The organism is Bradyrhizobium sp. Arg237L (assembly GCF_029990105.1).
GTDB lineage: Bacteria > Pseudomonadota > Alphaproteobacteria > Rhizobiales > Xanthobacteraceae > Bradyrhizobium.
On the sequence record NZ_JAQMIL010000022.1, the window covers coordinates 1 to 20,718 of the forward strand.

At 64.1% G+C, this 20,718-nt stretch carries 20 protein-coding genes; 18 read left to right on the plus strand and 2 right to left on the minus strand.

The window, feature by feature from the left end; genetic code table 11:
- Positions 1-398: 398 nt before the first annotated feature.
- A complete protein-coding gene (locus tag OZ411_RS15490; RefSeq protein WP_282528684.1) occupies positions 399-1,400 on the minus strand; it encodes an adenosine kinase in 1,002 nt (333 codons plus the stop codon).
- Between the two features lie 87 nt (positions 1,401-1,487).
- On the opposite strand from OZ411_RS15490, the gene murJ reads away from it, so the two are divergent.
- The 16 genes from murJ to OZ411_RS15570 all read left to right on the plus strand — a co-directional run bounded on the left by murJ (position 1,488) and on the right by OZ411_RS15570 (position 16,615).
- Positions 1,488-3,029 (plus strand): murein biosynthesis integral membrane protein MurJ, encoded by a 1,542-nt coding sequence (murJ, locus tag OZ411_RS15495; protein WP_282528685.1) that lies wholly within the window; start codon positions 1,488-1,490, stop codon positions 3,027-3,029.
- Between the two features lie 66 nt (positions 3,030-3,095).
- Positions 3,096-4,148, plus strand: coding sequence for a tryptophan--tRNA ligase (gene trpS / locus OZ411_RS15500; protein ID WP_130580830.1), 1,053 nt, complete (start codon positions 3,096-3,098; stop codon positions 4,146-4,148).
- Positions 4,149-4,240: 92 nt separating this feature from the next.
- Positions 4,241-4,735 (plus strand): universal stress protein, encoded by a 495-nt coding sequence (locus OZ411_RS15505; protein ID WP_028168417.1) that lies wholly within the window; start codon positions 4,241-4,243, stop codon positions 4,733-4,735.
- A gap of 116 nt (positions 4,736-4,851) precedes the next feature.
- Positions 4,852-5,421, plus strand: coding sequence for a NifU family protein (locus tag OZ411_RS15510; RefSeq protein ID WP_130580832.1), 570 nt, complete (start codon positions 4,852-4,854; stop codon positions 5,419-5,421).
- Positions 5,422-5,504: 83 nt separating this feature from the next.
- Entirely contained in the window at positions 5,505-6,203 is a 699-nt protein-coding gene (gene tsaB, locus OZ411_RS15515; protein WP_282528686.1) for a tRNA (adenosine(37)-N6)-threonylcarbamoyltransferase complex dimerization subunit type 1 TsaB, read from the plus strand.
- Entirely contained in the window at positions 6,200-6,685 is a 486-nt protein-coding gene (rimI, locus tag OZ411_RS15520) for a ribosomal protein S18-alanine N-acetyltransferase (protein ID WP_282528687.1), read from the plus strand. Before tsaB ends, rimI begins: the two co-directional genes overlap by 4 nt.
- Before the next feature lie 51 nt (positions 6,686-6,736).
- Complete coding sequence (locus OZ411_RS15525; RefSeq protein ID WP_028168421.1) at positions 6,737-7,186, plus strand: Fur family transcriptional regulator; 450 nt, start codon at positions 6,737-6,739, stop codon at positions 7,184-7,186.
- A gap of 59 nt (positions 7,187-7,245) precedes the next feature.
- Positions 7,246-7,920, plus strand: a complete 675-nt coding sequence (locus OZ411_RS15530; protein WP_282528751.1) for an HAD family hydrolase — start codon at positions 7,246-7,248, stop codon at positions 7,918-7,920.
- Between the two features lie 170 nt (positions 7,921-8,090).
- Positions 8,091-9,491: a tRNA (N6-isopentenyl adenosine(37)-C2)-methylthiotransferase MiaB gene (miaB, locus tag OZ411_RS15535; RefSeq protein ID WP_282528688.1), complete on the plus strand. Its 1,401-nt coding sequence runs from the start codon at positions 8,091-8,093 to the stop codon at positions 9,489-9,491.
- A 4-nt stretch (positions 9,492-9,495) separates the two neighbouring features.
- Positions 9,496-10,551 (plus strand): PhoH family protein, encoded by a 1,056-nt coding sequence (locus OZ411_RS15540; protein ID WP_282528689.1) that lies wholly within the window; start codon positions 9,496-9,498, stop codon positions 10,549-10,551.
- Positions 10,552-10,636: 85 nt separating this feature from the next.
- A complete protein-coding gene (gene ybeY, locus OZ411_RS15545; RefSeq protein WP_282528690.1) occupies positions 10,637-11,143 on the plus strand; it encodes an rRNA maturation RNase YbeY in 507 nt (168 codons plus the stop codon).
- A gap of 1 nt (position 11,144) precedes the next feature.
- Entirely contained in the window at positions 11,145-12,278 is a 1,134-nt protein-coding gene (locus OZ411_RS15550; RefSeq protein WP_165421278.1) for a hemolysin family protein, read from the plus strand.
- The gene (gene lnt / locus OZ411_RS15555) at positions 12,275-13,888 is read left to right on the plus strand and encodes an apolipoprotein N-acyltransferase (RefSeq protein WP_282528691.1); all 1,614 of its coding nucleotides are present in this window, start codon (positions 12,275-12,277) and stop codon (positions 13,886-13,888) included. Before OZ411_RS15550 ends, lnt begins: the two co-directional genes overlap by 4 nt.
- A gap of 256 nt (positions 13,889-14,144) precedes the next feature.
- On the plus strand, positions 14,145-14,561 hold the full coding sequence (locus OZ411_RS15560) for a helix-turn-helix transcriptional regulator (RefSeq protein WP_130580839.1): 417 nt from the start codon (positions 14,145-14,147) through the stop codon (positions 14,559-14,561).
- A gap of 219 nt (positions 14,562-14,780) precedes the next feature.
- The gene (locus tag OZ411_RS15565) at positions 14,781-15,905 is read left to right on the plus strand and encodes a M20 family metallopeptidase (RefSeq protein WP_282528692.1); all 1,125 of its coding nucleotides are present in this window, start codon (positions 14,781-14,783) and stop codon (positions 15,903-15,905) included.
- Positions 15,902-16,615 carry a tRNA (guanine(46)-N(7))-methyltransferase TrmB gene (locus OZ411_RS15570; RefSeq protein WP_130580841.1) on the plus strand — a complete coding sequence of 238 codons (714 nt, stop codon included), beginning with the start codon at positions 15,902-15,904 and terminating at the stop codon, positions 16,613-16,615. The genes OZ411_RS15565 and OZ411_RS15570 overlap by 4 nt, the downstream gene beginning before the upstream one ends.
- A 200-nt stretch (positions 16,616-16,815) precedes the next feature.
- Here OZ411_RS15570 and OZ411_RS15575 read toward each other — a convergent pair whose 3' ends face one another.
- A complete protein-coding gene (locus tag OZ411_RS15575) occupies positions 16,816-17,892 on the minus strand; it encodes a DUF2336 domain-containing protein (protein ID WP_130580842.1) in 1,077 nt (358 codons plus the stop codon).
- Between the two features lie 441 nt (positions 17,893-18,333).
- On the opposite strand from OZ411_RS15575, the gene rimP reads away from it, so the two are divergent.
- Both rimP and nusA read left to right on the plus strand, forming a co-directional pair.
- Positions 18,334-19,098, plus strand: coding sequence for a ribosome maturation factor RimP (rimP, locus tag OZ411_RS15580; RefSeq protein ID WP_282528693.1), 765 nt, complete (start codon positions 18,334-18,336; stop codon positions 19,096-19,098).
- A 2-nt stretch (positions 19,099-19,100) separates the two neighbouring features.
- The gene (gene nusA, locus OZ411_RS15585; protein WP_282528694.1) at positions 19,101-20,711 is read left to right on the plus strand and encodes a transcription termination factor NusA; all 1,611 of its coding nucleotides are present in this window, start codon (positions 19,101-19,103) and stop codon (positions 20,709-20,711) included.
- Positions 20,712-20,718: the final 7 nt, after the last annotated feature.

Here is a 20,718-nt window from a genome sequence, read left to right on the forward strand (position 1 = left end):
CCCCCGTGCTTTTTGTTGCACGGGACCCACGGGTGCAACCAGCACCCGGCTTTCCCTGCGCCCTCTGATATGCAGGAGGGTGGAAAGTGAAGCAAAGCTCGGACGCAAAGCGCCGCGAGAATGCGGACGTACATCCCTTACCATTCACCGTCATGCCCCGCGCAGGCGGGGCATCCAGCATCCGGCGGCCTCTCGGCTCAAACACGACTGCCTCTGGAATACTGGATCGTCCGGTCAAGCCGGACGATGACAGCGGAGAAGCTGTTTGACATTTGAGTGAGAACTCACCCCGTCATTGCGAGCGCAGCGAAGCAATCCATCTCGCCACGTGCGGAGGCATGGATTGCTTCGCTCCGCTCGCAATGACGATGGAGAGAGCAGTGGCCCGCAATGCGGAGCTACACCGGCAATCGGTTCTGCTGCGCCAGTTCCTTCAACGACGCCTGCGGGCGCGCGCCGATATGCTGGATCACCTCGGCGGCTGCGAGTGCGCCGAGCCGTCCGGCATTCTCATAGCCGGCATCGCGGACGAGGCCGAACATGAAGCCGGCGGCGAAGAGATCGCCGGCTCCTGTCGTATCCACCAGTTGCTCGATCGGGAATGCCGGCACGGCCGTGATGCCGTCCTTCGCTGCCACCACGCAGCCTTTCTCGCTGCGGGTGACGACGCCAAGTTTCGCATCGACCCGGAACTGCTTCAGCGCGCTGTCGAAATCGGCAGTCTGGTACAACGAGCGCAACTCGGCTTCATTGGCGAAAACCAGATCGACCGTGCCTTTGCGCATCAATTCGAGAAATTCGTCGCGATAGCGATCGACGCAAAACGAATCGGACAAGGTCAGCGCAACCTGGCGGCCCGCGCCATGCGCGATTCCTGCCGCCTTGACGAAGGCCTCCTTGGCGCTCGCGGGATCCCAGAGATAGCCTTCGAGATAGACGATGCGGGACGCCGCGATCTGCGCTTCATCGATATCGGCCGGCGTCAGATCCTGCGCGGCGCCGAGATAGGTGTTCATGGTGCGCTCGCCGTCCGGCGTCACCAGGATATAGGAGCAGCCGGTGGCGGGACCATCGGCGGCGGGCCTGGTCTCGAACGCGACGCCCGCGGCGCGGATGTCATGGGCATAGAGGCGACCGATCTGATCGTCCTTGATCTTGCCGACATAGGCCGCGCGGGCACCGAAATTGGCGACGCCGACGATGGTATTGGCTGCCGAGCCCCCGGACATCTCGGTCGCGGGCCCCATGTCCTGGTAGATCGCGCCGGCGCGGACCTCGTCGATCAGGGCCATGCTGCCCTTGGCCATGCCGTGACGGCTGAGAAACGCCTCGTCGGTCCTCACCAAAACGTCGAAAATCGCGTTGCCGATCCCGAGAACGTCATATTTTGCGGCGGCCATTATCCATCCTTCGAGCGATTGCGAAGGCTGCGCCCTACCAGATCAACATGGCGCCAGCAAGCCAGGTGGCTGTTATATAGAAGTCATATGATCCGCTCCTTCCTCACCGTCTCCTCGGGAACGCTGGCGTCACGGCTGCTCGGCTTTGCCCGCGATTCGATCATCGCTGCGCTGCTCGGCGCCGGCGCGGTCGCCGACGCGTTCCTGGTTGCCTTTCAAATGGTCAATGTGGTCAGGCGGCTCCTGACCGAAGGCGCGCTGAATGCCGCGCTGATACCGGCCTGGTTGCGCTTGCGCGAGACCGAAGGCGCTGCGGCCGCCGCGGCCTTCGCCGGCCGCGTGCTCGGGACCATCAGCGCCGCGCTGATCGTGGCTTCCGTCTTGATCGGCTTCCTGATGCCGCTGGTGATCGCGGCGCTGGCGCCGGGATTTGTCGGCCGCGAAACGCTGGACCTTGCCGTGAGCAATGCGCGGCTGATGCTGCCTTATCTCGCCTTCGCGGGACCCGTCACCGTCATGATGGGGCTGATGAATGCGCAAGCACGCTTTGCGCTGACCGCATTCTCGCCGCTGCTGTTCAACATCGCGCTGATCGCTGTAATGGCGGTGCTGCTGACATGGCGGGGGGATGCGGCGCATGCCGCGATGATCGTCGCTGCGACCGTTGGCATTGCGGGACTGCTGCAATTGTCGATCCTCGTGCTGCGCGGCGGCCGCGCGGCGACGCCGCTCCGCATCTCCTTCGACAAGGACATGCGCGGCTTTCTCGGCAAGGCCGTCCCCGGCATGATCGCAAGCAGTGCGCCGCAATGGCTGATGGTGGCGGGCGCCGTAATCGCCTCCGAATCGCCATCGGCGGTCTCCTGGCTCTATTTCGCCAACCGCCTGATCGAACTGCCGCTCGGCATCGTCGGCGTGGCCATGGGCACGGTGCTGATCCCGGAAATGACGCGCGCCCTGCACGGCGGCGACCGAAGCGCCATCGCGCGCGCGGAATCGCGCGGCCTGGAATTGGCTGTTGGCCTTGCCCTGCCGGCAACGCTTGGCCTCATCGTATTGAGCGAGCCGGTCGTGCGGATCCTGTTCGAGCACGGCGCGTTTGCCGCGCACGATGCCACGGCGACCGCGCATGCGCTGACCTGGCTTGCGCTCGGCCTGCCCGCGCATGTGCTGGTGAAAGCGCTGTCACCGGCCTTCTTCGCGCGCGAGGATACCCGCACGCCGCTTTTCGGGGCGCTGACCGCCATCGTGGTGGCGATCGTCGCAGCGTTCCTGCTTCGCCACTCTTTCGGCACGCGCGGCATCGCCGCCGGCATCACGCTCGGAGCCTGGAGCAACGCGCTCTATTTGATCCGGAAGGGGGGCGCGACGTTCGGCTTCTCGATCGATATCGAGGCCCGCGATCGACTGCCGCGCATCTGTCTGGCGGCGCTCGCCATGGGCGCGCTGCTGTGGCTTCTGCAGGAGTTTGCGCCGCTGGCCGCAGGATCGCGCGGACTGGGGCAGGCCGTGCTGCTGTTCGCGGTGATTTTAGCTGCGATGGCGAGCTACGGCCTGTTCCTGAAGCTGTTCGGCGTGATCGGCTGGCGCCAGGCGGTCGCCGCGATCAGGCAAAACCGTGCCGCCTGACTTGCGCGGATAGCCCCAAAATGGCAAACGACCCCGCCAAAGCGGCATTTTCCGGGAATTGAGACCATGGCGTTCGTGGAACGGGTTTTTTCAGGCGTCCAGCCGACGGGCAATCTGCACCTCGGCAATTACCTCGGCGCCATCGTCAACTTCGTCAAGCTGCAGGAGACGCACAACTGCATCTACTGCGTCGTCGACATGCACGCGATCACGCAAGGCGTGGACGTCTGGGGCGGCCCGGCGGAGCTGACGCGCAACACCCGCGAGGTGACCGCGGCGTTCATCGCCAGCGGCATCGACCCGAAGAAGCACATCGTCTTCAACCAAAGCCAGATCGCAGAGCATGCCGAGCTTGCCTGGATCTTCAATTGCATCGCGCGCATCGGCTGGCTGAACCGGATGACCCAGTTCAAGGAGAAGGCCGGCAAGGACCGCGAGAACGCGTCGGTCGGTCTCTACGACTATCCGGTGCTGATGGCGGCCGACATCCTGCTCTATCGCGCGACCCATGTGCCTGTGGGTGAGGATCAGAAGCAGCATCTCGAACTGTCACGCGACATCGCGCAGAAGTTCAACAACGACTTCGGCGACTCGATCCGCGGCCACGGCTTTGCCGACGGCCTGTTCTTCCCGCTGCCCGAGCCGCTGATCACCGGACCGGCGACGCGCGTGATGAGCCTGCGCGACGGCACCAAGAAGATGTCGAAGTCGGAGCCCTCGGACAATTCGCGCATCAACCTCACCGACGATGCCGATACCATCGCGCAGAAGATCCGCAAGGCGAAGACCGATCCCGAGCCGTTGCCATCAGAGGAAAAGGGACTGGAGGCGCGGCCCGAAGCCGACAATCTCGTCGGCATCTACGCGGCGCTCGCCGGCGTCAGCAAGCAGGCCGTGCTGAAGGATTTCGGCGGCGGCCAGTTCTCCAGCTTCAAGAACGCGCTGGTGGACGTTTGCGTTGCGAAACTGTCGCCAATCGCGGCCGAAATGAAGCGGCTGGTCGCCGATCCCGGCCATGTCGATCAGATCCTGGTCGACGGCGCCAACCGGGCCCGCGCGATCGCCGATGAAACCATGCGAGCCGCGAAAGACGTCGTCGGGTTCATCCGGCAGCGATAGGCGATCAACATCGATTGCTCTCACACCCTCTCCCAAAAGCAGAGGGGGTGTGGCAGCATGGGTCTGCTTGGCAATAATGCACCGGGACATGCATGACCACCCAGCGACGAAGCTACGAATCTGGTCACAAGCCAAAATGCCTTGTCATCGTTGACGACAGCGCCGAATGGGACCGCGCCGTCTACTACGCCAGCCGCTGGGCCATCCGGGTCGGCGGCGGCGTCGTGATGCTGCGCGTCATCGAGACCGAGGACCAGAACCAGCAATGGCTCGGGGTTGCCGACATCATGCGCGCGGAGGCCGAGGAAGCGGCGAACGAGGCGCTCGACCGCGCCGCCGGGCGGGCCAACGGCATTGCCGCGATCACACCCGAGCGGGTGATTCGCGAGGGCGACCCCACCGAGCAGGTCCTCGACGTCATCGACAAGGACGAGGACATCTCGATCCTGGTGCTGGCAGCCAATCCGGGGCCGGAGGGCCCGGGTCCGATCATCACCACCATGGCCAAGATCATGGGCGAGTTCCCGATCCCCGTCACCATCGTGCCCGGCGGCCTGACCGACGAAGAGATCGATTCGCTGTCGTAACCCCTTGATTACTCGCCGGAACCGGCGGTTCCTGCCTTGATCCGTGCGTTCGCCGTCGCCATCTGCTAAGGGAACCCCACGCGCCGGCCTTGAACCGGCGACGCCGGAGAAAACAAATGTTCATCCAGACCGAAGCTACCCCCAATCCCGCCACCCTGAAGTTCATTCCGGGCCGCACCGTACTCGCGAGCGGCACCATGGAATTTGCGACACCTGAAGCTGCCACCCGCTCCCCGCTCGCCGAACGGCTGTTCGCCGTGCCCGGCGTCACCGGCGTGTTCTATGGCTCCGACTTCGTCACCGTGACCAAGGCCGACGGCGACTGGCAGCATCTGAAGCCCGCGATCCTCGGCGCGATCATGGAGCACTACATGTCGGGCGCGCCGCTGCTCGCCGACGGCAGTGTCGATGGCGACGATTCGCTCGATGAGGAAGACGAGTTCTTCAATGACGAAGATGCCGACACCGTCGCGCAGATCAAGGACCTGATCGAAACGCGGGTGCGGCCCGCGGTCGCCAATGATGGCGGCGACATCACCTTCCGCGGCTTCAAGGATGGCGTCGTCTATCTCAACATGAAGGGCGCCTGCTCCGGCTGCCCGTCCTCGACCGCGACGCTGCAGCACGGCATCCAGAACCTGCTGCGGCACTTCGTCCCCGATGTGGTCGAAGTCCGCCCGATGTAAGGAGAGCGAATAGTGAGTGGCGAATGGCGAATAGGGATCGCGCCTGACCATCCATTCGCCATTCGCCGATTGCCATTCGCTCCATGATCATTCTCGCCATCGATACAGCCCTCGACGCCTGCTCCGCCGCCGTGCTCGACACCGCCGCGAGCAAGACGATTGCGCTGGAATCGCAACCGATGAAGCGCGGGCACGCCGAAGCGCTGATGCCGCTGATCGCGCGGGTGATGAAGGGAAGCGGCATCGCCTTCACCGCGCTGGATCGTATTGCCGTCACCACCGGTCCCGGCAGCTTCACCGGACTGCGAGTCGGCCTGTCGGCGGCGCGCGGCATCGCGTTGGCGGCTGGCAAGCCTGTCGTCGGCGTCACCACGCTGACCGCCTATGCCGCGCCTGTCGTCGCCGAGAACGGCGAGCATCCGATCATCTCCGCGATCGATGCGCGGCATGACCATGTCTATTTCCAGGTGGTGAGCGGCGACGGCAGCCCGCTGGTCAAGCCGAAGGTGGCACCGATCGCCGAGGCGATCGAGGCCGCGCAGCTCGGCACGCCGCATCTGGTCGGCAATGCCGCAAAAATCCTCGCCGACCGCTGGCCGGCGGAGACGGCGCCACCGTTCAAGATCGATACCCAGGCCGCGCCCGACATCACCTGGGTCGCGTGGGTAGGTGCTGCCGTCAGTCCCGAAGCGGCGCCGGCGCGGCCGTTCTACCTGCGCACGCCGGACGCAAAGCCGCCGGCCAATCCGCTGCTCGACGTCGCGCAACCGACAGCGTCATGATGGCCTGGCTTTCCGAATGGTTCGGCCGCGGCACGCCGGCGGTCGAAACCGCGACCGTGCGCGACGCACCGCGTCTGGCGCAGTTGCATGGCGCCTCGTTTCATCGCGGCTGGGGCGAAGGCGAATTCGAGGCAATGCTCGCCGAGCGCAACACGCTGGTGCATCGGCTGCGGCTCGGGCGCAAGATCATCGGCTTTGCGGTGTCGCGGATGGGAGCAGACGAAGCTGAAATCCTGTCGATCGCGATCGATTCCAGCCAGCGCGGCCGCGGCCTGTCGCGCAATTTGTTGCTGACGCATCTAGGCCACCTTGCCGGCCGCGGCGTGCGCACTGTCTTCCTCGAAGTGGAGGAAAATAACCAGCCGGCACGACGGCTCTATGAACGGGCCGGATTTGCCGTCGTCGGTCGCCGTGAACGCTATTACAAGCAGCCCGGTGGGGAACATTTGAATGCGCTTCTGATGCGCCGTGACTTGTCGTAACATGCGGGCAGTGGCAGAACAGTCCTGCCCTGCCCTCCAGGCTGAAGAAACATGGCTCCGCTGAAAACCTCGTCTGCGATGAAGAACACTGGAATCGAGGCGCGCTGCGCCGCGACCGGCATGCGCATGACCGAGCAGCGCCGCGTCATCGCGCGCGTGCTGGCCGAATCCGTGGATCATCCTGACGTCGAGGAACTCTACCGGCGCTGCGTCGCGGTCGACGACAAGATCTCGATCTCGACCGTCTACCGCACCGTAAAACTGTTCGAGGACGCCGGCATCATCGAGCGCCACGACTTTCGCGAGGGCCGCGCGCGCTATGAGCAGATGCCCGACAGCCATCACGACCACCTGATCAATTTGCGCGACGGCAAGGTGATCGAATTCACGTCCGAAGAGATCGAGAAACTGCAGGCGGAGATCGCCCGCAAGCTCGGCTACAAGCTGGTCGACCACCGGCTCGAACTGTATTGCGTCCCGCTGGACGAAGATAAGTCCTGACATAGCGTTTTCGAGCGAAGTGGATACCGGTTCGCGTGAAGAAAACGCGTCAACAAGAGATTCCCGATCTCATCATCTTCGACTGCGACGGCGTGCTGGTCGACAGCGAAGTCATTTCATGCCGCGCGCATGCCGAGGTCCTGACGCGTCACGGCTATCCGATCACGTCGGAACAGGTGTTCGATCGTTTCCTCGGTCGCTCGACACGACAGGCGAATCTCGAAATCGAGGCCGAACTCGGCCGCAGCCTTCCAGATGATTTTCATACGCAATTGCAGGACGAGCTGTTCCGTTCCTTTGAGGCCGATCTGCAAGCGGTGCCGCACATTCACGCCGCGCTCGACCGGATCGCGCAGCCCGTTTGCGTGGCGTCCAGCGGCTCACCGCAACGCATGCGCGTCAGCCTTGGCCGCACTGCCCTCCACGAACGATTTGCGCCGAACATCTTTTCGGCCCTGCAGGTCAAGAACGGCAAGCCGGCGCCCGATCTCTTCCTGTTCGCGGCTGGGCAGATGAAGGTGGCGCCCGAACGCTGTCTCGTGGTCGAGGACAGCCTCCCCGGCATCACAGCCGCCCGCGCCGCCGGAATGACGGTGCTCGGCTTCTGCGGCGGTAGCCATTGCGGACCCGGCCATGCCGAGGCGCTGCGCGCCGCCGGCGCCACGATGACCTTTGCCGACATGCGGGAACTGCCCGGGCTGATTGAAAACGGCGCAATTGTCGCAACAACCTGAGCCGTCATTCCGGGATGGTCCGAAGGACCAGACCCGGAATCTCGAGATTCCGGGTTCGATGCTGACGCATCGCCCCGGAATGACGCCCTCCAACGCTGGATTTTGCTCCCTTTAGGCTATATTTGAGCCCTGCGCCTTGAAGGCGCTCCTTTCCACCCCAAGCAGGTTCCATGACGCCGCCGCGCAAGCTGCACATCAAATCCTATGGCTGCCAGATGAATGTCTACGATGCGCAGCGCATGGTGGATACGCTGGCCGGCGAAGGCTTTGTCGAGACGGCAAACGCCGATGAAGCGGATCTGGTGATCCTCAACACCTGCCATATCCGCGAGAAGGCCTCGGAAAAGGTCTATTCCGAGCTCGGGCGGCTGCGCGTAATGAAGGACGACGCCGCGCGGCAGGGGCGCGACGTGAAAATTGCGGTCGCAGGCTGCGTTGCGCAAGCCGAAGGCGAGGAGATCATTCGCCGCGCGCCGACTGTCGACGTTGTGGTCGGTCCGCAGAGCTACCACCATCTGCCGCAACTGCTGAAGCAGGCGAAAGCGGAAGGCCGCGCACTGGAAACCGAATTCCCCATCGAGGACAAGTTCGGATTCTTGGCCCCGCCGAAGCCCGATGCGATCCGCTCGCGCGGCATTTCCGCCTTTGTCACCGTGCAGGAAGGCTGCGACAAGTTCTGCACCTTCTGCGTCGTGCCTTACACGCGTGGCGCGGAAGTCTCGCGTCCCGTGACAAGGATCATCGAGGATGTGACGCGGCTTGCCGACAACGGCGTGCGCGAGATCACCCTGATCGGGCAGAACGTCAACGCCTATCACGGCGAAGGGCCGGATGGACGGAGCTGGCCGCTCGGCAAATTGCTTGAGCGGCTCGCCGCAATCCCCGGCGTGCTGCGTCTGCGCTATTCGACCAGCCATCCCCGCGACGTCGAGGACAGCCTGATCGAGGCGCATCGGGACCTGCCGGCGCTGATGCCGTTCGTGCACCTGCCGGTGCAGTCCGGTTCGGACCGAATCTTGGCAGCCATGAACCGCAAACATACCGCCGGTGATTACCGCCGCGTCATCGACCGATTTCGCACGGCGCGCCAAGACATTGCTTTTTCTTCGGATTTCATTGTCGGCTTCCCCGGCGAAACAGAGGAAGATTTTTCTGCGACCCTCGCGCTTGTCACGCAAATAGGGTACGCTGCAGCTTATTCGTTCAAATATTCGCCGCGGCCCGGCACGCCGGCGGCGGACATGCGGGAGATGGTGCCAGCGGTAGCGATGGACGAGCGATTGGAGCGCCTCCAGAACTTGATCGACAGCCAGCAATCGGCCTTCAACAAGGCTACGATCGGCACCACGGTCGATGTGCTGTTCGAACGCGCCGGGCGCAATCCCGGCCAGATCGTCGGCCGCACTGCCTATCTGCAGCCCGCGCACGTGATGGCATCATTGGACATCGTCGGAAAAGTCCTGCCGGTCAGAATCGACAGCCTCGAGCGCTACAGCCTGCTCGGCGAGCTGGCCCCGCGTCATGCGCGGCCTCAGTCATCAGCTCTTTCGCAGACGACCATTGGAGCCTGAACCCTTGCCAAAAAGCGCATCGGATTCACCATCGCTTGCTCCCAGCCGCAAACCTGACCGCGACATGCAGATACCGCCAGAGACCCAGGTCGTCATCGACTTCGACGACAACCGCGCCGCTTCCGCGCTGGTCGGCCCTTATGGCCAGAATCTGGCGCAGGTCGAACGCCGGCTCGGCGTCGTTGTCGATTCCCGCGGCAACCAGATCACCATCGCCGGCTCCCGCGACGGCTGCGACGCCGCACGACGCGTGCTGGAGACGCTTTATGGCCAGGCAACGCAGGGACATGACCTTTCACAGGGCGACGTCGAAGGCGCGATCCGCGCCGTGATCGCGCAGGGCTCGCTGTTCGAGTTCGACGCCAAGACCGCAAAGCCCTCGTTCGAGACCATCAATTTGCGCAAGCGCCCGGTGCGGGCACGCACCGCCGCGCAGGATTCCTATATCCGCGCGCTGAAGCGGCACGAGCTGGTGTTCGGCGTCGGGCCTGCCGGTACCGGCAAGACCTGGCTTGCGGTCGCCTATGCCGCGCAATTGTTCGAGCGCAAGGAAGTCGATCGCATCATCCTGTCGCGGCCCGCGGTCGAGGCCGGCGAACGGCTCGGCTTTCTGCCCGGCGATCTCCGCGAGAAGGTCGACCCCTATCTGCGGCCGATCTATGACGCGCTCTATGACCTGATGGATGCGCGCGTCGTCGAGCGCGCGCTGCAGGGCGGCGAAATCGAGATCGCGCCGCTTGCCTTCATGCGCGGCCGCACGCTGACCAATGCCGTTATCATCCTGGATGAAGCGCAAAACACCACCTCGATGCAGATGAAGATGTTCCTGACGCGGCTCGGCGAGAACAGCCGCATGATCGTCACTGGCGACCCCTCGCAGGTCGACTTGCCACACGGCCAGGCCTCCGGGCTGGCAGAGGCAGTGAGCCTGCTGGAAGGCGTCGAGGGCATCGCGCAGGTGCGCTTCACCGCGGAGGACGTGATCCGTCACGAATTGGTGGCACGGATCGTCGCGGCCTATGAGGGATTGCCACAACGGCAAGTCGCCGCCAAATCTTGATGTCATCAGCCGGCCTCACGGACCTGCCGCAAGCGGGTTCCGGCCGCAACCCGAACGCCTAGAAACAACAACTTTTGGAACGACAGTGTCTTCCGCTCTCCCCGCTACTGAGGTTCTGGTCACAGCCGATTGCTGGCAGACCGAGCCTGATGCTGAAGCGGCGATCCATCGCGCCATCGAGGCCGCCGCCGAGATCACTGAGGCCGATGTCGGCGAGGCCGAACTGGCAGTGATGCTGACGGATGATTCCGGAATCCGGACGCTGAACAACAATTGGCGCGGCATCGACAAGCCGACCAACGTGCTGTCGTTTCCGGCGTTGCAGCCAAAGGGCGCTCAGGAGCCGGACGACGCCCCGCGCATGCTCGGCGATATCGCAATCGCCTATGAGACGACGCGCAGGGAGGCGGACGAGGAGCAGAAGCCGTTCGACCATCATTTAAGCCACCTCGCGGTGCACGGTTTCCTGCATCTGATCGGCTACGACCACGAAAACGACGACGACGCCGAGCAAATGGAAAATCTCGAGCGCGAAATCCTCGCGCAACTCGGCATTCCCGATCCGTATGCGGACCGGGAGCGGATGGACTGAAATGGCGGACTCCGAACCTACCCACGACAATCCGCGCGATGTGCGCAACCTGCCGGCCGTGGTGACGGAGGAGGCACAGCGTCCCGCGGCGGAGAGCTGGCTGCTGCGCGCGATCCGCACCTTGTTCGGCTGGAAGGCAGGATCGGTTCGCGACGACCTGCAGGTGGTGCTCGATGCGTCGACGCCTGATGACGTGAACTTTTCCGCCGTCGAGCGCACCATGCTGCGCAACATCCTCAATCTGCATGAGCGGCGTATCGCCGACGTGATGGTGCATCGCGCCGACATCGTCGCCGTAAAACGCGACATCCCGCTCGGCGAATTGATGAGCCAGTTCGAAAGCGCCGCGCATTCGCGCCTCGTGGTCTACGACGAAACCCTCGATGATCCCGAGGGCATGGTTCACATCCGCGACCTGCTCGCCTTCATGACCGCAAGGGCGCGCGTCAGCGACACCGGCAAGACGCGGCGCAAGAAGCCGCTGCCCGCCGGCCTCGACCTGCGCGCGGTCGATCTCGCGCTGCCGCTTCACGAAGCGAGCATCATCCGAAAACTTCTTTATGTGCCGCCGTCGATGCGCGCGATCGACCTGCTGGTGCAGATGCAGGCCACCCGTATTCACCTGGCGCTGGTGGTCGACGAATATGGCGGCACCGACGGGCTGGTGACGATCGAGGACCTCGTCGAGGAAATCGTCGGCGAGATCGACGACGAGCACGATAGCGACGAGCCGCCGTCGATCGTTCGCCAGCCGGATAACTCGTTCATCGCCGACGCGCGGGCGAGCCTCGATGATGTCCGCTCGGTGATCGGCGAAGACTTCGTCACGGGCGAAGCTGGCGAGGAAGTCGAGACGCTCGGCGGCTATCTGGTGTCGTTTGTCGGCCGCGTGCCGGTGCGCGGCGAGTTGATTTCCGGACCCGGCAATTTCGAGGTCGAAGTGCTCGACGCCGATCCGCGGCGGGTGAAGCGCGTGCGGATCGCGACGCGCAAGGAACGCAACGTCCCGCGCAAGGAGCGCGAGAGCCGTCGCCGCAGCGAGGCCGCGCCCGATTCCAGCCCTCAGGCCGATGCCAGCCCGCAGGCCAACGACACCGCGCCTCCGCCCTCCGGCGACGGAGCCGCCCCGCAGTGAGGGTTTCCGATCAACTCCGCACGGTCGGGCTTTCGATCATCCTGACCTGGGGATGGAGGCGCGCCGTCATCGCACTCGTCGCCGGCGCCCTGTCCTCGCTCGCGATGGCGCCGTTCAACGCCTGGCCGATCCTGTTCCTGACCTTCCCGGTCGCGGTCTGGCTGATCGACGGCGCAGGCGCCGGAAAGTGGCGCGGCATCCCGGCGGCGGCAATCTCCGGCTATTGGTTCGGGCTCGGCTACTTCGTGCCGGGGCTTTATTGGATCGGCTATGCCTTTCTGGTCGATGCGCAGACCTTCGCCTGGCTGCTGCCGTTTGCGATACTCGGCCTGCCCGCCTATCTGGCACTGTTTCCCGCGCTCGGCTTTGCGCTGGCGCGCCTGCTCTGGACCCCCGACGGCTTCCGCGTGCTGGCGCTGGCAGCGAGCTTGACCATCGCCGAATGGCTGCGCGGCCATGTGCTATCAGGATTTCCCTGGAACGCCTTCGGCTATGCGCTGTCAGAGCCACTGGCGCTGGCGCAGACCGCATCGCTGATCGGGCTCTGGGGCATGACGTTCCTTGCCGTCGCAATCTTCGCAAGTCCGGCCGTCCTGATCGATGGCAAATCGTCCAACCGAAAGCTGTGGCGGGTGCCGGCCATAGCGCTGATCGTTCTCGCGGCCATGCTGGTTTTCGGCGCGGTGCGGCTGTCGCGGCTGCCGACCACCATGGTCGCCAATGTCAAGCTGCGCATCATGCAGCCCAACCTGCAGCAGGACGTCAAATTCAACTACGCCGCCAAAGCGGAAGTGATGAGGAAATATCTGACGCTCTCCGATCGCGCTTCCGGCCCGCACTCCACGGGCGTGCGCGACGCCAGCATCCTGATCTGGCCGGAATCGGCGTTTCCGTTTTTCCTGACGCGCGAGGCCGACGCGATGGCAGAGATCGCCGAGCTCCTGCCTCAAGGCACCGTGCTGATCACCGGCTCGGTGCGCGCCCCAGATCTGCCGCCGGGCGTCCGCATCACACGCGCCTACAATTCGATCTATGTCATCGACCATGACGGCAGCGTGCTGTCAGTTTACGACAAGCTGCACCTGGTGCCGTTCGGCGAGTATCTGCCATTTCAGGAACTGATGGAAAAGCTCGGCTTCGTGCAGCTCACCAAGGTCCATGGCGGATTCATCGCCGGCCAGCGGCGTCATGCGCTTGACATCCCGAATGCGCCGCGCGCACTGCCGCTGATCTGCTACGAGGCGATTTTCCCTGGCGACATTGACATTCACGACGACCGGCCAAGCTGGATCATCAACGTCACCAATGACGGGTGGTTTGGAATCTCGACCGGCCCCTACCAGCATCTGCAGCAGGCGCGGCTGCGCGCGATCGAGGAGGGCCTGCCCGTTGTTCGCGCAGCGAACACCGGCATCTCCGCGGTCATCGATCCGGCGGGACGGATTGTCGCAGAACTCGGCCTCGGCATCGAAGGCGTGCTCGATGCCAGGTTGCCGGCTGCCATCCCGCCGACGCTATATGCACGTTTCAATGACATGCCCGCTGCGATCATTCTGCTCGTCGCATTGTTGCTTGTGGTCGGACGGCGTGTTGCCCGGCGCAATTCTTGACGCCTGCGCGCCCTCGATGGTTGCCCGCGCAAGGAAAAATTCCGCTGGTGTGATTCCACCAGTTGACAGAACGACCGCGTCATTCGCATTCTACAATTCCAAGCCGAACTGAAATCCTGCCAGCACAGTAGCTCAAATTGTCCGCATTCGTCCTCGATCCTCCCGCAGGATTTTGACGATACCGGCGCCTGGGGCATACTCCATACCCGTTTTGCCTCATTCGCCGGGCGCGTAGTCCTTCCAGGAGAGTCCGAAGATGTCTACCAAAGCGCCCAATCCTGTTGACAAATATGTCGGCAGCCGTGTCCGCATGCGGCGGATCATGTTGGGCATGAGCCAGGAAAAGCTGGGAGAAAAGCTCGGCCTCACCTTCCAGCAGATTCAGAAATACGAGAAGGGCACCAACCGCGTCGGCGCCAGCCGGCTGCAGCAGATTTCCGAGATCCTGCAGGTGCCGGTCTCGTTCCTGTTCGACGGCGGACCGAGCGGCTCGACAACCGCAGAAGGCTTCAGCGAAGGCGCCTCGCCCAGTTACGTTTCCGACTTTCTCGCAACCTCCGAGGGGCTGGCGCTGACGCGCGCCTTCACGCGCATCGCCGACGCCAAACTCCGCCGCAGCATCGTCGAACTGGTCGAGCAGATCGCCGCCCGCGAAGGCCCCGACAAGCGCTGATCGGCGTCGTCATTCCTGCGACATGGCGATTGACGCGCCCGCCGGTGCGGGCGCATGACGTTGGTTCAATCGTTCTGAGATCATGATCCGATTAGACGGAATCGGATCATGATCTCACCTCTTTGTTTGAGCATGATCTCCGCGCAAACGCTTCGCGTTTGTCGCGAGGGAAAACCGGTTTCCACTTTTCCGGATCATGCTCCAGATGCCGGCGCACCAATGACAACGACATCCTTTAATCCTGCGGAGATTCTCGACGGCATCCGCCGCTGGGTGGAGATCGAGACGCCGACAGAAGCGCCCGAACAGGTCAACAAGCTCGCCGATCTCGTCGCCGAAGGCTATCGCAGCCTGCCGGCCACCCTGGAGCGGATCGCCGGCCAGAACGGATGCGGCGATCATCTCGTCGCGCGGTCGGCCTGGGGCCAGGACGCACCGGGAATCCTGGTGCTGAGCCATCTCGACACCGTGCACCCCCTCGGATTCATCCAGCGCCTGCCATTTTGTATCGACGGCGACAGCGCCTTCGGTCCCGGCATCTATGACATGAAGGGCGGCGCCTATCTCGCCTACCACGCCTTCAGGGAAATTTGCGCCAATGGCGCGCGCCCGCCGCTCGGCGTGACCCAGCTCTACGTTTCCGATGAGGAGATCGGCAGCCCGACCTCGCGGGCGCTGATCGAAGCCGAAGGCCGCAAAGCCAAATATGTGCTGGTGACCGAGCCGGCGCGCGACGGCGGCAAGATCGTCACCGGGCGCAAGGGCGTCGCCCGCTTCGAGATCTTCGTCAAGGGCGTGCCCTCGCACGCCGGTACGCGGCCCGAGGACGGCCGCAGCGCGATCCGCGAGCTCGGCAACATCATCCAGACGCTGGAGGCGATGAACGATCTGGCGCGCGGCGTCACCGTCAATGTCGGCGTGGTCAAAGGCGGCACCAAGCCGAACGTGATCGCGGAAGAGGCCTATGCCGAGGTCGACATGCGCGTGCCGACCACCGCCGATGCCGAAGAGCTGGTACCGAAAATACTCAATCTGAAATCGCGGACTGACGGCGTCAGCGTGCATGTGGTCGGCGAATTGAACCGGCCGCCTTATGAGAAGACCAACGCCGGCGCGGCGCTCTACGAACACGCCAAGGGGCTCGCAACCGAGATCGGCTTCGACCTCGTGGACACCTCGACCGGCGGCGGCTCCGACGGCAATTTCACGGCGCTGCATACGGCGACGCTCGATGGCCTCGGCGTCGACGGCAAGGGCGCGCATACCCATTACGAGCAGATGTATATCTCATCGATCGAGCCGCGCGCGCGGCTGCTCTATCGGCTGTATCAGACGCTGCGATGATGACGCCTTCCCGCGATCAGGAGCGCGACGCCCATGCGCATGGCTCATTCTTCGGACGGCGCAAGGGCCACAAGCTGCGCGCGCATCAGGCCGACCTGATCGAGCATCTGCTACCGCATCTCGCGCTCGACATCGCAAGCCCCGCGCCGGCCAGCCTCATCGAACTGTTCGATGACAACATCGAGGATGTCAGGCTCGAGATCGGATTTGGCGGCGGCGAACATCTCGCCGCCGAGGCCCGCGCGTTTCCGAATATCGGCTTCGTCGGCTGCGAGCCCTATGTCAACGGGATGGCCAAGATCCTGACCCAGATCGAGGCACACAATATCGGCAACATCCGCCTGTTCGCAGGCGACGCCGCCGAGCTGCTCGCCTGGGCGCCGTCGCAATCGATGCGGCGCATCGACCTGATCCATCCCGATCCCTGGCCGAAGCGACGGCACTGGAAGCGCCGCTTTGTCCAAGATGCCACCGTTGCCGCAATGGCGCGCATTCTCAAAGCGGGTGGCGAATTCCGCTTCGTCAGCGACATCGACGATTACTGCGCCTGGACTCTATGGCACCTGATGCGCTCGTCCGATTTCACCTGGCTGGCCGAGCGCGCCTCCGACTGGCAGGCTCCCTGGCCCGACTACACGATGACGCGCTACGGCGCCAAAGCCGAGCGCGAGGGACGCAGGGCGACGTATCTGCGGTTTCGCAGAATTTGACGCTTGTCATTCCGGGGCGCGCGTAGCGCGAGCCCGGAATCCATCGGGCCACACACACGCGGCGAAATGGATTCCGGGCTCACGCTACGCGTGCCCCGGAATGACGGCGTGGTTTGCACCTGGCATTCAAATCTGAGCGTCCGTCATTGCGAGCGCAGCGAAGCCACGGCACCACAAGCGCAATGACGATGAGAGAGAGACTACCGCGTCTTCCAGAAGTCCACGACGCGCTGGGCGGTGGAGGGCATCAGGCGCGTGAAGTTCAGCCGCGCGTTCTCGATGTCGGCGGGTGACGGCACGCGGTTGGGGCCGAGCCGAAGCAGGATCAGCGCGCGTACGGTGGCCCATTCGAGGCCGATGGTCTTGCCGGCGATCAGAATGGGATCGTAGCGCTCGCCGGTGATCAGGCGATCGAGCGTCGCGATCTTGACACCGGTCATCGCGGCCAGCGCGCACACCGATTCCTCGTATTTGAACGACTTGGCGAAATCGAGCAGCGCGATTTCGTTCAATTGATTGGCGTGATGCAACGCGAGGATCGTGCGCTGGGCCGGCGCGAAATCGCGCGCGCTGTCGACCTTCTCTCCCATGCCGTTGATCTCGCGGATCGCCTGCTTGATCGCGGCCTGCCGCTCCGGCTTGACCACGTCGAACAGGCGGCGGCGGACGATCTCGACGGAGCCTGCCACCAGCGTCTTCAACTGTTCGGGCGACAGATCCGCGCGCTGACCGACGGCGAGCGTCAGCACGCTGTCCTGGCTGGCACGCCGGATCAGCGTCGAATAGCCGCTCGTCGAGAATTCGGCACCGGCATTGCCGGCTGCGCGCCTGACAACGTCGCGATCGCCGCGGCGGACGATGACGTCGGTCAGATCGGTCGAGAGCTTCGGCCGCTCCGCCATCGCAAGCAGATGCTCCTGCCCCTTCGCGCGCGCGATTTCGACCAGGACCTGCTCGTCGATGACAGGCGACCGACGGAGCAGCGGCCCCGCGACAGCGATCTCGTCCTCGCGCGCAAGCTGCCCGATCAGGCTGCGCGGCGCATTCGATAGCAGCGACAGGCGTTCGGCGAGCTCCGCCCGCGCAGCACGCTCGGCGTGGGGGACCAGGCTCGTCAGGACGCCATCGAACAGATCGACATGGTCGGTACTGAAACTGGCCGCCCCCTGCAGGAACAATTCGCCGATCCGGCGCGCGGCCTCGGCGCGGCGCCTGGGGTCACCGATACGGACGATCTCGTCGAGTTCAGGGATCAGCGCAGTCGCTGTCGTCGTCATAAGCCTACCCAAACCGGCCCGCAGTGCCGGTTTTTGCGGCGCAATCTAGGTGGCGTTCGTGAACGAAGCGTTAGACATTCGCACCCAACTTTCCGATAGCGCAAATTTGCTCGGCCGCGGCCTCCGCCCCTTGCCTGACCGGGGAAAAAGCGCTATATCGGCAGCGACTTAAAGTTCTCATACGATCCGTATTGAGAGTGGGCCCCTCCGGACCCGCTCTTTTTTATTACCCGAACGAACCAGGCCGAGCCTGGTCCGGTTTGGGTAGTGCAACCAGAGCATGAACCCGAACAGCGGAAGCCTGTTGTCCGCAAGGATCATGCTCAAACACGAGAAATAAGATCATGGCCCGATCAGCGTGATCGTATCATGATCGAACGCCGGTCTAGGGCCGGCTAACCCACAGAACCGACAGCTCAAGACGTATCTTTGACCCTGGATATGACCGATCCAACCGCTGGTTCCGTCAACGCCGAATTGCTCGCCGAGCCGCGGCTCGTTGTCGAGCCCGGCGCTGCGGCGCGCGTGTCGGCAGTCGCCACCCCAGTCCTGCAGGGGCTGGGCTACCGTCTGGTGCGGATCAAAATCACCGGCGAGGCCGGCTGCACCGTCCAGATCATGGCGGAACGGCCGGACGGCTCGATGCAGATCGAGGATTGCGAGGCGATCTCGCGCGCGCTGTCGCCGGTGCTCGACATCGCAGATCCCATCGACCGGGCCTATCGGCTGGAAATCTCGTCGCCGGGCATCGACCGGCCGCTGGTGCGACGTTCGGACTTCGAGCGCTATGCCGGCCACCTCATCAAGATCGAGATGGCGGTGGCGCATCAGGGCCGCAAGCGGTTCCGCGGCACCTTGAACGGTGTCGAGGGTCACGCAGTGCGCCTACATCGGGATGACACACGCGAGGGTGAAGATGCGGACGTCTTGCTGGCGATGGAAGACATCGCCGAAGCAAGGCTGGTGCTGACCGACGAGCTGATCGCCGAATCGATGCGGCGCGGCAAGGCGCAGGAACGCGAATTGCGCCGCGAATTGGGGCTGGCCCCGCCACAACCCGCGCACGCAAAGAACAGCGATCCGAGCAAGAGCCATAAGCCGAAGCAAGGGACCGGCAAGAAACCGGCTCCGAAGAACACGAAACAACACCGCCTCGCCGCCGAACGGCTGCGCCGGGGCGAGACCGAGCCTGACGAAGGAGACTAGCCATGGCAGTCAGCGCCAATCGACTTGAACTGCTGCAGATCGCCGACGCCGTCGCGCGCGAAAAATCGATCGACCGCGGCATCGTGATTGCCGCGATGGAGGACGCCATTGCGAAAGCGGCGCGCGCCCGATACGGCAGCGAGACCGACGTCCACGCCGAGATCGACCCCAAGAAGGGCGAGCTCCGCCTATCGCGCCACATGCTGGTGGTCGACGTGGTCGAGAATGCTTCCAACCAGATTTCGCTGGCCGATGCCCAGCGCGCCAATCCCGGCGCCCGTGTCGGCGACACCATCGCCGACACGCTGCCGCCGCTCGAATACGGCCGCATCGCCGCGCAATCGGCCAAACAGGTGATCGTGCAAAAGGTGCGCGAGGCCGAGCGCGACCGGCAATACCAGGAATTCAAGGACCGCATCGGCGACATCGTCAACGGCGTCGTCAAGCGCGTCGAATATGGCAGCGTGATCGTCGACCTCGGACGTGGCGAGGCCATCATCCGCCGCGACGAGATGCTGCCGCGCGAAGTGTTCCGCAACGGCGACCGCGTCCGCGCCTATATCTTCGACGTCCGCCGCGAGACGCGGGGCCCGCAGATCTTCCTGTCGCGCACCCATCCGCAATTCATGGCGAAGCTGTTCGCGCAGGAAGTGCCGGAGATCTATGACGGTATCGTCGAGATCAAGGCAGTGGCCCGCGATCCCGGCTCGCGCGCCAAGATCGGCGTGATCTCGCGGGATTCGTCCGTCGATCCGGTCGGCGCCTGCGTCGGCATGCGCGGCTCGCGCGTGCAGGCCGTGGTCAACGAATTGCAGGGCGAGAAGATCGACATCATCCCGTGGTCGCCCGACATCGCGACCTTCGTCGTCAACGCGCTGGCGCCGGCCGAAGTCGCCAAGGTCGTGATCGACGAGGACCGCGAACGCATCGAGGTCGTGGTGCCCGACACCAACAACCAGCTCTCGCTGGCGATCGGCCGCCGCGGCCAGAATGTCCGCCTCGCCTCGCAGCTCACCGGCTGGGATATTGACATCCTCACCGAGCAGGAAGAGTCCGAGCGTCGCCAGGCCGACTTCGAGAATTCGACCCGCGTCTTCATGGAAGCGCTCAACGTCGACGAGGTCGTCGGCCAGCTCCTGGCGTCGGAAGGCTTCACCTCGGTCGAGGAACTGGCGATGGTGGATGTGAAGGAACTCGCCGGCATCGAAGGCTTCGACGAGGAAACCGCAACGGAGCTGCAGAACCGCGCCAAGGAATATCTGGAGCAGCTCGAGGCCGAGCTGGAAGCCAAGCGCAAGGAACTCGGCGTCGAGGATGCCGTGAAGACCGTCCCGGGCATAACCGCGAAGATGCTGGTCAAGCTCGGCGAGAACGACGTCAAGACCGTCGAGGATCTCGCCGGCTGCGCCACCGACGATCTGGTCGGCTGGACCGAGCGCAAGGACGGTGGCGAGCAGACCAAGCATACCGGGTTCCTCGACGGGATCGATATCTCCCGCGAGGACGCCGAGGCGATGATCATGCAGGCCCGCGTAAAGGCCGGCTGGATCACCGAGGCTGATCTCGCCAAGCAGAATGCCGAGGCGGAAGCCGCCGAAGAACCGACGGCCTAAGGAGATG

Coding starts and splice junctions, on each gene's coding strand:
- OZ411_RS15490 (WP_282528684.1), bottom strand. CDS start 1,400: ATGGCCGCCGCAAAATATGACGTTCTCGGGATCGGCAACGCGATTTTC.
- murJ (WP_282528685.1), top strand. CDS start 1,488: ATGATCCGCTCCTTCCTCACCGTCTCCTCGGGAACGCTGGCGTCACGG.
- trpS (WP_130580830.1), top strand. CDS start 3,096: ATGGCGTTCGTGGAACGGGTTTTTTCAGGCGTCCAGCCGACGGGCAAT.
- OZ411_RS15505 (WP_028168417.1), top strand. CDS start 4,241: ATGACCACCCAGCGACGAAGCTACGAATCTGGTCACAAGCCAAAATGC.
- OZ411_RS15510 (WP_130580832.1), top strand. CDS start 4,852: ATGTTCATCCAGACCGAAGCTACCCCCAATCCCGCCACCCTGAAGTTC.
- tsaB (WP_282528686.1), top strand. CDS start 5,505: ATGATCATTCTCGCCATCGATACAGCCCTCGACGCCTGCTCCGCCGCC.
- rimI (WP_282528687.1), top strand. CDS start 6,200: ATGATGGCCTGGCTTTCCGAATGGTTCGGCCGCGGCACGCCGGCGGTC.
- OZ411_RS15525 (WP_028168421.1), top strand. CDS start 6,737: ATGGCTCCGCTGAAAACCTCGTCTGCGATGAAGAACACTGGAATCGAG.
- miaB (WP_282528688.1), top strand. CDS start 8,091: ATGACGCCGCCGCGCAAGCTGCACATCAAATCCTATGGCTGCCAGATG.
- OZ411_RS15550 (WP_165421278.1), top strand. CDS start 11,145: ATGGCGGACTCCGAACCTACCCACGACAATCCGCGCGATGTGCGCAAC.
- OZ411_RS15560 (WP_130580839.1), top strand. CDS start 14,145: ATGTCTACCAAAGCGCCCAATCCTGTTGACAAATATGTCGGCAGCCGT.
- OZ411_RS15565 (WP_282528692.1), top strand. CDS start 14,781: ATGACAACGACATCCTTTAATCCTGCGGAGATTCTCGACGGCATCCGC.
- OZ411_RS15570 (WP_130580841.1), top strand. CDS start 15,902: ATGATGACGCCTTCCCGCGATCAGGAGCGCGACGCCCATGCGCATGGC.
- OZ411_RS15575 (WP_130580842.1), bottom strand. CDS start 17,892: ATGACGACGACAGCGACTGCGCTGATCCCTGAACTCGACGAGATCGTC.
- rimP (WP_282528693.1), top strand. CDS start 18,334: ATGACCGATCCAACCGCTGGTTCCGTCAACGCCGAATTGCTCGCCGAG.
- nusA (WP_282528694.1), top strand. CDS start 19,101: ATGGCAGTCAGCGCCAATCGACTTGAACTGCTGCAGATCGCCGACGCC.